12 protein-coding genes are annotated in these 11,706 nt (G+C 67.8%); all 12 read right to left on the bottom strand.

All coding sequences use genetic code 11. The annotated features are described in order from the left end of the window. Nucleotides 1-139: 139 nt before the first annotated feature. The gene (locus tag OG716_RS06215) at nucleotides 140-799 is read right to left on the bottom strand and encodes a hypothetical protein (protein ID WP_405136737.1); all 660 of its coding nucleotides are present in this window, start codon (nucleotides 797-799) and stop codon (nucleotides 140-142) included. Continuing rightward, nucleotides 796-1,779 carry a discoidin domain-containing protein gene (locus tag OG716_RS06210; protein WP_405136736.1) on the bottom strand — a complete coding sequence of 328 codons (984 nt, stop codon included), beginning with the start codon at nucleotides 1,777-1,779 and terminating at the stop codon, nucleotides 796-798. Before OG716_RS06210 ends, OG716_RS06215 begins: the two co-directional genes overlap by 4 nt. Nucleotides 1,780-1,855: 76 nt before the next feature. Next, on the bottom strand, nucleotides 1,856-2,209 hold the full coding sequence (locus OG716_RS06205) for a helix-turn-helix transcriptional regulator (RefSeq protein ID WP_355126711.1): 354 nt from the start codon (nucleotides 2,207-2,209) through the stop codon (nucleotides 1,856-1,858). A gap of 6 nt (nucleotides 2,210-2,215) precedes the next feature. After that, a complete protein-coding gene (gene eccE / locus OG716_RS06200) occupies nucleotides 2,216-3,931 on the bottom strand; it encodes a type VII secretion protein EccE (RefSeq protein WP_405136735.1) in 1,716 nt (571 codons plus the stop codon). Continuing rightward, entirely contained in the window at nucleotides 3,928-5,283 is a 1,356-nt protein-coding gene (gene mycP, locus OG716_RS06195; protein ID WP_405136734.1) for a type VII secretion-associated serine protease mycosin, read from the bottom strand. Before mycP ends, eccE begins: the two co-directional genes overlap by 4 nt. After that, nucleotides 5,283-6,794 (bottom strand): type VII secretion integral membrane protein EccD, encoded by a 1,512-nt coding sequence (gene eccD, locus OG716_RS06190; RefSeq protein ID WP_405136733.1) that lies wholly within the window; start codon nucleotides 6,792-6,794, stop codon nucleotides 5,283-5,285. The genes mycP and eccD overlap by 1 nt, the downstream gene beginning before the upstream one ends. Beyond that, on the bottom strand, nucleotides 6,791-8,221 hold the full coding sequence (locus tag OG716_RS06185) for a MinD/ParA family protein (RefSeq protein WP_405136732.1): 1,431 nt from the start codon (nucleotides 8,219-8,221) through the stop codon (nucleotides 6,791-6,793). Before OG716_RS06185 ends, eccD begins: the two co-directional genes overlap by 4 nt. A gap of 34 nt (nucleotides 8,222-8,255) precedes the next feature. Beyond that, nucleotides 8,256-9,083, bottom strand: a complete 828-nt coding sequence (locus tag OG716_RS06180) for an ESX secretion-associated protein EspG (protein WP_405136731.1) — start codon at nucleotides 9,081-9,083, stop codon at nucleotides 8,256-8,258. An 81-nt stretch (nucleotides 9,084-9,164) separates the two neighbouring features. Then, entirely contained in the window at nucleotides 9,165-9,464 is a 300-nt protein-coding gene (locus OG716_RS06175) for a WXG100 family type VII secretion target (protein ID WP_405136730.1), read from the bottom strand. Nucleotides 9,465-9,507: 43 nt separating this feature from the next. Continuing rightward, complete coding sequence (locus OG716_RS06170; RefSeq protein WP_405136729.1) at nucleotides 9,508-9,873, bottom strand: hypothetical protein; 366 nt, start codon at nucleotides 9,871-9,873, stop codon at nucleotides 9,508-9,510. Between the two features lie 46 nt (nucleotides 9,874-9,919). Then, complete coding sequence (locus OG716_RS06165) at nucleotides 9,920-11,344, bottom strand: PPE domain-containing protein (RefSeq protein WP_405136728.1); 1,425 nt, start codon at nucleotides 11,342-11,344, stop codon at nucleotides 9,920-9,922. A 34-nt stretch (nucleotides 11,345-11,378) separates the two neighbouring features. Then, entirely contained in the window at nucleotides 11,379-11,699 is a 321-nt protein-coding gene (locus OG716_RS06160) for a PE domain-containing protein (RefSeq protein WP_405136727.1), read from the bottom strand. Nucleotides 11,700-11,706: the final 7 nt, after the last annotated feature.

The following is an 11,706-nucleotide window of genomic DNA, read 5'->3' as shown; positions in this document are numbered from 1 at the left end:
ACACCTTCCAGAATCGAAGCCGTACCTGCGGCTCGAGGAATTGAACCTAAATGATGAGCCGTTATCTAACGGCGCGTTGAAAGTGTAGCAAACTCCGGCGTCGACGGCCTCGATTACTCCGGAGCAGCCGGGCGGCCTCTCATGCGGCCAATCCGGACCTGATCAGAAACGTCTGTGCGGCACTACGATTGACGAAGGTCGCCGTCTCCATCCGCACACCCGTGCGGGTATCGGCGTACCACACTGTCGCCTCAGGGCCGACCGCCACGAAGAGGGTCCCGTCGGTGATGACGGCCGGACCGGCCGCCCGCCAGCGGCGCACATCCTCCGACAACCGGGCGGGGTCCTCGACCTGCACCGAGAAAGTCAGATCATGGCCGCCGGCGATAGCGCCGAACAGTAGGGCGTTACCGGCCGGGATCACACACTGCACAACTGCCTGCGCTGCGGCGCCACAGTTCGCCGCCGTACGCAGCGACGCCGGCAGGGTCTCCCGCACCGTCGGCTGCCCGATCGGGGGCAGGCCGGGCGAACAGCACACAGCGACCGTGACGACCGCGGCCAGCAGCGCCGCGATGCCCACCAGCGTGACCCACCACTGTCCGACCGCCGAGACGGCCCGCTCCACCAGGGGCGCCAAGGCCCCCAGGGAAGGTGCCCCCACCGTCGCGATCTCAGCCGCCGTGCCCAGCAACGCCGCGCCGACCTCGCGCAGGGGCGCACCGCAGTGCGCGCAGCTGGAGTCACCACCGCTATTGCGGTGCAGGCAGTATTGGCACAGCAGCGCCGGAGCCGTCATTGGCCCGTGATCGTTATCGAGGAGAGGGCGACGGTATTGATCGCCGGATCACCCTTCGACTGCAGCACGGTCAGCACGATGCGCGAGGCGCTCACCGGCGGGCTCAGCTTGGTGATGACGAGGGTGCGCTGATCGAGGGTCTGCTGGACGTATTTGGAGGCATTGGCATCGTCGAACTGGTACGAAACCCGGCTGGCGGTGCGGTATTTCGTCCACTGATCGACGCCGTCGGAGCCGAGATTGTCGAAACCGGGCACGATGCCGATCGAATCGATCTGATAGGTGTGACCGAGATCGATGGTCAGCACCTGTCCGTCGACCTTGAAGGCGCGCACGCACAGCCACGCTTTCCCCTGTCCGGCAAAGGCATCCATGCCCGAGGTGCTGCCCGCCGGGCAGTGCGCCTGCGCTGATTTCACCTGGAGTGCGGTACTGGCGGCGGGCGCGGTGGTAGTCGGCAGATTCGCTGCGGCCGGAGTCGGTGCGGCAGTGGCGATCACCACCGAATTGGAGGGGGTCGAACCGCCGCCGGATACGAGGACGAGCACCACGATCACCGCCAGCACGGCGCCGATCGCCAAGGCCACCTTCGGCTTTCGCACCACCGCCAGCACGCCGCGCAGGCGGTCGGCGGAGCCGGGCACAACCGGGCGCGGCCGAGGCGATTCGCCCGAGGCGGCGTCCGGGTCGCCGCGCAATCGCGCCGGGTCGAACCCCGCGAAGTCCGACCCGAATTCCTCCGGCGTATTCTCCTCGCCCGCACCGGCATTGAGCAGGGCCAGAATTCGCTCACTGGCTTTCGGGCCTTCCGCCCCCGGTGGCAGTGGAACGTCGAATTCTTCCGGAAAATCTGGTTCCGCGGAGTTGGCCGTCCCGGTCTCGGATTCCGCCGGCGCCCCGAACGACGGGTCGGAAAGCAGCGCCTCCAGGACCGCGCCTCTGTGCCGGAGAAAGATATCTCCGGGGTCCTCGTCTGGCATGTACGAAATGGTATCCGTGCTGGTCGGCGTCTCGAGCGGGCCATTGTTCCCAGTGCCGGGAACCCGGCCTGCCGGATCAGGGTTTCTGTTCCCCGGTGACGAAATACTCCGGGGGCACATCGAATACACGGGCCAGGGCGATGATCAAATCGAGGCGGGGTATCGCATCACCGTGCATGAGGCGATACAGGCCCGACTGGGAGACGGCCACATCGGGATAGGCCAATTCCAGGTGCTGCGCCAGCGAATACAGCGTCAGCGATCGGGTGGCGCCGTCTTCGGTCGAGACCATGGATTCGGAGATCAGCTCCGAGAGGCGCCTCGAGAAGATCGCGGCGGCGGCCTGACGCGGCGTGAGTTCATCCGCCTCGCCGGGCGCCGCACCGTCGCCGGCGTCCGGCCCGAAATCCGTTCCCACATCGACAGACATTACGGCTCACATTCCTTCTTTTCCCGCGCCGACCATCGGCTGCGACGCCGAGACCGGCGGCACCGGTTCGGCGACCGGCGCGGAATCCGGAGCGGGCGAATCGAAGTAGCGGGTCTCACCCCGCGGCTCGATCAGCTCGACCCGTACGGTCCGCATCGGAATACTGACATCCACGGTGGTCGAATCCACCTGGTGGATAGCGAGATCGGCCGTGCGCCGCCGCGGATTGCCCGGATCACCGATCGTGACCGTGGTCTGCGCGCCCGAGGCCTGCGGCGGTAGCTGATCGAACACCGCGATCGTGGCGAGGCCACCGCCGGAGTTATCCGGCACGCCGGGGCCGGGGGCCAACCGCAGCGAGGCGGGATCTCCGACGGCCGCCACCAACTGCCGCCACCGGTCCGGGCGCGCGGAATGCACCTCCACGGCCGCGCCGACCACCATGGCCCGCAGGATGATCTGCTGCGCCACCGGAAGCAGGGCTCGCACATCGATGCTGCGCTGTCGTGGATGATAGTGCGCCGGGTCGAACAGCGGTAAAGCCAAGGTGTGCTGCGGTTTTCCGCTGATGGCACCGAGTATCTGCCCATTGGGCCCGATCGGCACCACCAGCTCGGCGAGGATCTCGGCGGGGCCGATATCGCGCGCGGGGTCGTCCTGCGACAGCGTCCGCGACGAGGTGGGGCCCGGGAGGGTGGCCAGCAGCGCCGTCGACTGCCGTCCCGGCAGGGGCCGCAGATAGTCCGGCGGCGCGTCGGTCACGGCGGGTCCGACGAAACGGACGATGCCGCGCGGTCCGCTCGCATCGGCGGTGAGGCTGACGACCACGGTGGTACGGCCGCGATTCCAGCTCCAGCAATCATCCAGGCCGGCGGTGCCGACCTTCGTCCAGTCGATGAGAAAGCTGGTGACATAGCGGCCGGGCACCGCCGATTCCAGATGGCGCCAGGACTCCTGCAATTCCGATGTGTCGATGCCCGTCTGCAAGAGCTCCATCGCCTCGCGCACGGCGGCGGCCGGCAGCGCGTGCGCGGCGATACCCTGCTCGCGCAGGCGTCCGGCGATCCGGTGCGCCGCGGTGGCCAGCGCGCGCGGCGCGGAGACGGCCGCCGGGCCACGCCTGCTGAGCGCCAACAGGTTTCGCTGCTGGTCCAGGCGGATCACCAGCCAGGTGAGCCGGTCGCCGACCACGGGCTGCGATCCGATCAGCTGGTCGTAGAGCATGCTGTACTCGCCCGCGGAACGCACGCGCTGGCCCGTGGTCACAATGTCTATGTCGACGGTGATGCCGTACTGCTCCAGCAGCGGCAGCAGCGCTTCGACCGGCACGGTGTCCTCGGTGTAGACGGTGTCCTCGGCAATGACGGTGGGCAGGTCGAGGTCCGGTGCGAGCTGAATCATCGCGACCAGCACCGCATCTCCGATCTGGACGCCGCAGACCCCCGCGACGACCTCGATGTCACGAATGACCGAGTCGGACAGGAGCTTCCGGGCACGCGCCGTCCGGCCGAGGCGGTATCCGCCCCAGGCGAGCAACCAGCGGACACTCGTGCGCCCGCGCAGCGGGACGGTCACCGTCGCCAGCAGCACCGAGGCCGTCGCCAGGACGGCCCACCACGGGGTCCGCGTAATCAGCATGGCGAGCAGCGGACCGCCGAGCACCACCAGGACCGCGAACGGGCCTGCGTCGAGGCCACCGACCCGCGGGCGGGGCGCGGTCACCGCGACCTCCGAAGCATTCGCCGCCCGATATCGACGCCCGAACCCAGCAGGACGGCCGCGGCCATGATGCCCGCCGCGACGCCGCCGGGACGCCAGTCCTTGGGACGCGGTTGCGGGGGCATCGCAAGCGGTGATCCGCCATAACTACCAGCGGGTGGCGCCGGCGGAGTGTGATAGCCCAGCGCCGCGACCGGATCGATGACTCCGGCGCCGATTGTATTGTCGAGCTCGCGGGCAGGGGCGTGTGCGCTGGCCAGCAGGCGGGCCGAGATCTCGGCGGGTGTTTCATTCGGGAAGCGCGAACGCAGCAGTGCCGCAACGCCACTGACGTAGGCGGCGGCGAAGGACGATCCGGCGACCGGAACCAGTTTGTCGGGTTCACCGACGCCATTGATCAGTCCGCCGCCACCCGGTCCGAGAGATTCGATTCCGGTGCCCGGCGCGGCGAGCGATACCCATGGACCGAGGAGCGTATCGGGCATCGGCTCACCGTCGGCCGTGGTGAATCCGACTGTCAGCACATCACTTCCGAACCAGCCCGGGGTCGAGACGGTCCTGACCTTCTCCCAATTGCGGGGGTCCGCGGGGTGCCCCGGATCGATATCCGGATTCTGATCGCACACACTGCCGTCCGTATTGCCCGCACCGGCCACGATCAACGCTCCGCGAACATGGACGGCGTAACCGATGGCCTCCGACAGCAGGGACTGATCGACCGGTTGCTGCACCGACACGCAGACCGGCTCCGACACTGTGATCACCCCGGCGCCCAGATTCGCCGCATGCGTGATAGCCCGCGCCAGCGTTCGGATATCGGACGCTTCCTGTTGCACCAGATCGTAATTCACGGAGTTCGCCAGGCTGACGGTGTCGGAGTGCACCCGAATGGAGATGATCCGGGCGTCCGGAGCCACCCCCGTGAACCCGTCCGCCTGGTCGGGGGCCGCGCCGATGATGCCGGCGATCAGCGTGCCGTGGGCATCGCAATCGGTGAGGCCGTCACCGCCGGCCTGAACGTAGTCGCCACCGCCGACGAGATTGGGCAGCCTGGGGTTGGGACCGGCACCGGTGTCGAGCACCGCGACCGTGACGCCGCCACCCCGGCTCAGTGAGCGCGCTCGCGGCAGGTTCAAGGCCCGATCCGGGGGCGCGGGCTGCGACAGATCACTGTGCGGGAGTACGCCCGCGCCCAGACAACCCTTGTCCTGCTTGTACGGCTGCTCCGGACCGGGCGGCGGATCGGCAGGGGCCGCACCGATCATCACCTGGGGCGGCTGCACCGCACTCGCGGGCGCGGCCAGAAGTACGGTCAGTGTGGCCGAGGCCAGCGCGCACACACCGCGCATGCGCATCAGATCCTCCGCATCGCGGTGTAGATGCCCATGATCCAGCAGGCGATCACCGGGACGACGAGAATGAGTGCGTACTCGATCAGATCGATGATGCGGCGAGTCACCGGTGAGAGCCGGACGCCCGGCAACCGTTGTGCCGCAACACATGCCGCAGCCGCAGTCGCAGCGATCGCGAGCGCGACAGCCAATCGCGCCGGGGCGGTCGTGTAGGCGGCGACCAGGACGAATCCGATACCGACCACGGTGACGCCCGACGCGACGATCAGCGTGATCGCCTGCAGCCGATCGGGATACCACCGTGATCGCAACACCATCAACCCCGCCACCGCGGCGCCGAGCACCACCTCGCGCACACCGCCGGGACTGACTGCGGCGGCAACCACCGCGGAAGCTGCCAGCAGGATCGACACAGCGACGATCAGCCCACGCAGACTGGTGACGGCCAGCCGGGCACGCGCCTCGATACCGGTACTACCGTCCCATCGGCCGGTCTCGATCTCGTCATCGCCCTCGGTACGGGTCGATTCGGCGTCGAAGATATCGGAGAGCGTGTCCGGTGCGACTTCACTACCCGGATCGGGCAGGTCGAGCGGGCGTATCCGGGCGGCCAGTACAGCCAGGCGGGGCGCTGCGGTCAAGAGCACCAGCCCGGCGAAGACCCCGCCGCCGGCGACCTGGCGCACTGACAGATCCGCATAGGTCGCCGCGATCGCGGCCACGGCCATGGCCGAACCCACTGCGGTGACGGCGATCAGCGCGGCGATCCCGGCGCGGGTCAGCCGCAGCATCGCAATCGTCGCGGCCGCGACCGTCACCGATCCGGCCGCGAAGTTCGCCGCCGCGAACGGTCCCGGCCGACCATAGGCCGGCGGCACCAGCATCGCGGCCCCGGCGAACAGCAGCGGCATTGCCGCCAGTGCGAAGCCCACCCCGATCCGCGCCAGGAACCTGCGGCGATGACTCACCAACACGGCGATCCCGCAGGCCGCGCCGAGCAGCAGCGCAGGCACCGCGCACCAGAGCACCGAACCGGTCCGGATCCACGACCACGACAGCAGGACCGCTACCGTGAGGGCACCCACAACGAGCGCCGTGATCCCGGCGAGTTCCGCTGTGCCGGAATCGAACTCGGCAAACTCGCGTTCGTTGATCAGGGCCAGCGCATCGGTGATGTCCTCCACGACGGGCGTGAAGATCTCCGCCGATTCGACAGCCGTCAGCATCAGCAGAGCGCCGTCGGAGATGTCGTGGTCGGCGAGGCTGCGCCAGCGCGGAATCGGCGGCTCCCCGGGCCGGGCGAGCGTCCACTGACCGTTCTCCGGAGTGAAATCGACCGTCTCGTCTTCGATGGCGCGGTCCAGCACAGTCAGCAGATCGCTGATGAATGTCTCGATCGTGAACTTGGTCGGCAGCACCACATCGACCTGATAGGTGGCGACCATGATCGCCACCCGGGCGCGGGCCACCTCCGCGGGCTGCTGCGGCGGCGCTGCCGTTGTGGACGCTGTCATCGCCAACCCCCTCGATCCGCGCGGACGGGAACAACATTGGCCGGGAATGCATCGGCCAGACCGGCCGCCAGCTCCTCGAACGCGAGCGCGGTGTCCTTGGCGAGCAGCCGCAGATCGATCTCACCGCCTTCGGCGAGATGCGGGTCGTACGGCAGCACACAGGTGGGACGGTGCGCCGCCTCGAAGAGCTCCTCGATCCGGCCCAGTTCGACCTCCGGTTTGGCTGGGTGCTGGTAGGCGATCGCCACGACCGTTTTGGCGACCAGCCGGTGCAGGCCGTGGGTATTCAGCCATTCCAGGGTCGCCACCGCGGCGGTGACGCCGCGCACCGTCGGCGGAGTGACCACGACGACGGCATCGCTGGTCTGCAGCACGGTACCGGTAGCGGTGTCGAGAACGCCTGTGCCGCAGTCGATCAGCAGTAGGTTGTAGTGCAGTCGCAGAATCTCCACCGCCTTCAGATACTCCTGGCCCGAGAGCGCCTGGGTGGCCGCGGAGGTCCACGGGGAGGCGATGACGGCCAGATCCGCGTTATTGATGGAGGTGTAGGACTGCACCGCCGAGAATGCCTCCACGTGCGTGGCCTGTGCCAGATCCCGCAGGGAGAGACCGTAGGGGTGCCTGCCGGTGCGGCTGGGCAGATCACCGAAATCCGGATTGGCGTCGATGGCGACCACGCGATCCGGGCGCAGGTCGGCGAAGGTCGAACCGAGCGCCGCCACCGTTGTGGTCCGGCCGACTCCGCCCTTCACATTGAGGACCGCTATCTGATAGGTCGCGGTGAGCTGGCGGCGAATTCGCGTGCGGCGCTCCTCGGTGCGCTGCTCGACGGGTGAGAGTCCGAGGCTGAATCCGACCTTGTTCAGCGCGCCGCGCATGCCGGCGGTCGAGCGCAGTTGGGCCTGCCGGCTCGCGGCGAGTTCGGCGAGCAGTTCGGAGGAGGTCAGGGCGATCGGCAGCACCTCCACCTGCTCGGCCCCCTGCCGGCCGACTGCCGCAGGCGACCAGGCGGGCTCGGCGGATTGCTGAAACTGTTGCGGTGCAGCAGCATGCGGGGCGGGCGCGAACTGACTGCGCGGTTGCGCGGGACCGGTGGGAGATCCCACCTGCCACGACGGCGTAGTCGCCGGCGGATCCGTGCGGGCCGGTCCCACCTCCGCGGGCGGTGCGGCCTCCTGGACGTTCGTCGGCCTGCCGACGACACCGGTGTGCGGCGGCGCCGGTTCCGGCGGATCCGCTGCCACAGCCGAATTCACCGGCGCGGTCGCCGATCCCTGCGGTTCGTGACTGCGCCCGGCGGCCGTGCTCTGCCAGCCGCCACCGGCGGCCTCCTCGGTCTCCATCAGCTCGGCGAAGAAGACGTCGTAACCGCCCCGGGCCGCGGCGGGCCCGACCTCGTGATCGTTGGTGCTCGGCACTCGGTTCACTTCCCTCATCCTCTCGAAAATCCCAGAGGGACAATCACGCTCGACTGGTTTCGAACCAGCTCCGACCGGGTAGCAGGTCGACCAGGGCTCGGATGCCCCCGGACAACGCGGCATCGTCGCCGGGAGCGAAGACCGACCTGACTCCGCCGTCCACGGCCACGCTGGGCGTGACGACAATGCGGCCGGACAGGGTATCCAGCACGCTCACACACCATTCGGGGACGGCGTCGATACCGTCGTGATGCTCGAACATGAGCACCTCGGCGCGGCGCGCCACCTCACCGAGCACCCGGCCCAGCACACCGGCCGTGTGCGCGGTAGCGCCCAGCTCCAGCAGCGCCTGCCGACGCCGTGCGGGGTCGGGCGGAATGGTGGCGAACTGATCCATCGACGTGGTCAGGGGCTCGAACGCCAATGCGGGCGCGGGCCCGAGAGCGGTGACCAGCGCCGCCGCCAAGGCATCGAGCCGCCGCTCCGCCTGGTAGACAGCCTGAATGACGATGTGATCGTCACACCGCACCGCGAGCACATGGGTGTCACCCCTGCGGACCAGGGACAGCCGCAGCATTCCCCGCCGCTCCCCATCCAGGCCGGTGTCCACGATGCGGACGGCCAACTCGGTGTCCGGGCGGTACAGACAATGCAGCCAATGCTCGATGATCGGATGCGGCCGGCCGTCCTCCAGAATGCCACGTGCCGTGAGTTCAGCTGCGACAACGCCGTTTACGCGATCCCGATCCTCATTGCGATGAATATTCGGCACCAAGGCCAGCACTGAGGGATACGAGTCCGCCCCGGCGAGATCTTTCAAGAACAGGGCGGCATCGACGTTCAGTTCGATCGCGATCGGATCATTGCTCATATATGTACCGGACTACAGCGGCGGAGTGCAGCCCTGGCGATCCCGGAAGGGAGCTACAACAGGCCGGGGCTGCACAACCACTCATACGCCGATAGCCCTGAACTTGTTGCCGTTGGCGATGTCCTGCGAGTGCATGCCACCGCCGGTTCCCGCCACGTTCGCGATCGCGGTCTTCAGCCCCAGCAGCGTCACGTTGTACTGATCCATCTTCTTGTTCAGTGCCGCCGCGACGGTCTGGAAGGCCTCGGCCCCAGCACCGGTAGAGATGGCATTCAGCTGTCCCTGCACCTGCTGGATATGCTGCAGATTCGTTTCCAGGCCGTCCACGACATTATTCAGCGCGGCTGTTTCCGAATCGACGGCATTGAAATCGTATTTCATAGTTCTCAGTCCCTTCTAGATGTTGAATGAATGAGCCGCGGCGTCACCATGATTGGAGGTCGACCTTCGGGGCGGCGCCTGCATTCAGCACGCCGTCGTTACCGAGTGCGGCATTGATGCGCGACTGGCCGGTCAGATCCTCGGAGTGGACCTGCACACCGGCGGACTTGAGCGTGGTGATGACGTCCTGCAGTGTTGCGCCCAGCGACTTGCCCGATTGCCAGGTGTTTCCGAGGGCATTGCTGATCGCCATGCCCGCGACGGAGTTCTGTACAGCTCCGTGCAAGCCCTCCTGCACACCGTTCATTTTCTGGAGGTAGCCTTCCAGCTCCCCCAAACTGGCGGCGGTGTTGTCCGCGCAACTTTGCATCTGCGCGACATCTTGCGCCATCGGATTGATAGCGTTCATTTTGCGTTCCCTTCATGGTCGGTGCTTACTTCGACCCCGGCGAATTTCACCGTTGACGTTGTGTGGCAGTCAGTTCGAAGTCCGAATCCGAATCATCGGCGCGGCGCTCGAGAATTCCAGCCAGTACAGCTTCGGAGGCCGATTCCTCGTCGCGCTCGTCATCGGAGTATTCGATGACGCCGATGACCGGCGGTTGTTCGATCTCCGGCACGTCCTGAGACTGTCCGGGCACGAAGACCTTCGCGGACCTCTCGTCCTTGTCGCGCCGCTTCCGCATCTGGGCCGTGGGCGCGCTCGCACCCCGGGCCGCGGTGCGCGCGACCGGCGATACCGCCGGCTCGCCCACTCCCGCGCCGAAGGCCCGAGTCGCCGCACCCCAATTCGACGGCATTCGGAAACCGGTGGAAGCGCCCGGCATATCACCGAGCCCGCCGCGGAACATGCCGAGCGCGACGGTGCTGCCGAGGCCGCCGTTCAAACCCGCCAAAGTCGGCGAGGACTGTGACGTGCCGTAGAAACCTTGGTCCTGTGCGGACAGACCATCGCCCGAACCGCCATCGGCTCCCGCCGAGGCATTGTCCGGTAGCGACATGGGCTGTGGCGCAGACAGGTCGGGTTGCCCGGTTCCACCGGCGTCCTGGCCCGGACCGGAGGTGGACTGCCCGCCACCGGCACCGGGGCCGCCCGGATCGGGACCCGGCTGCCCGGGCCCTGAGCCGGATTGCCCTGGGCTGGAACCAGACTGACCGGGACCTGACCCGGTATGGCCCACACCACCGCCCGGACCCGAACCGCCGGAACCCAAACCGGACGGACCGCCCGGACCCGACCCTCCTCCCGAAGCACCGCCGCCGCTCGCAGATCCGCCGCCGAAGCCGCTGGCACCCGTACCCGCCACAGATGTTGCCCCACCGCTGACGATGGCAGGTGCAGGCAGCGGCGGCGGCAACGAGCCGAGCGCGGCCGCGGCCTGCCCCGCATAGGTGTTCATCGACAGGAGAGCCATAGCCTGCATTTCCGCGTACTCGGCCTCGTTGACGGCGAGCGCCGCGTGGATGCCGAGCGACAGCGCGGGAATACCCGAGGAGGCGATCGCCGCGCCACTCAGCGCTGCGCCCCTCGCCAAATTGGCGAGGATATCGTGTGGCTTCGGCATGATGGCCATGGCCGCCGCATTGGCTTCGGCAACAGTGGCGGCGGCGATCGAGGCCCGCTCGGCCACGAGGGCCTGTTCCCGCAACCAGTTGGCATGATCGCGAAACGCCTGCTGCGCCCGATCCGCGGAAGACCCCAGCCACGCGGGCGCCATGGCGCCCATGGCCCCGTCGGACCCGCCGGCGGCCGCATTCAGCGCGGAAGCCGCGGCGGCATACGCGACGGCGGCGGCCATCATGGGAACCGGGCCCGGCCCGGCGAACAACTTCGTGGATAGCGCCAGCGGCGAAAAGTCCCCGATATCCGGTGACAACATGGCTCGGCTCCGAGATCAGAGGGCTGCGTCGCGGTCAGACCTGCAGACCCGAGTCTGCCGAGACGATGGACGCGCCGCCCGAGACATCCCTGAATTCATAGTCATCGCCCACCGGGATGAGAACCTGAGCCCCCTCCAGCAAATGCGCCAAACCCGGTGCCGTAGCACCGAAGAACGACTGCTGATAGGCCGCCATCGTTGTCGATGCCCATTCACTCACCGCGTCCTGTCCTGCCCGGACAGGTTTCGCGGGAAGCTGGGCCGCACTGATTACGGAGGTCAAACTGGCGTGTGCGGCAATGAGAGTCGCGCTGATGGTCGGCAGAACCTCGGGATGTACATCAAGAGTCGTCACGGATCTT

Origin of the sequence: Nocardia sp. NBC_01388, from assembly GCF_045040085.1 — a bacterium.
Taxonomy (GTDB): domain Bacteria; phylum Actinomycetota; class Actinomycetes; order Mycobacteriales; family Mycobacteriaceae; genus Nocardia.
Note: the sequence above shows the minus strand (reverse complement) of the source record. Positions and strands in the feature narration are given on the sequence as shown.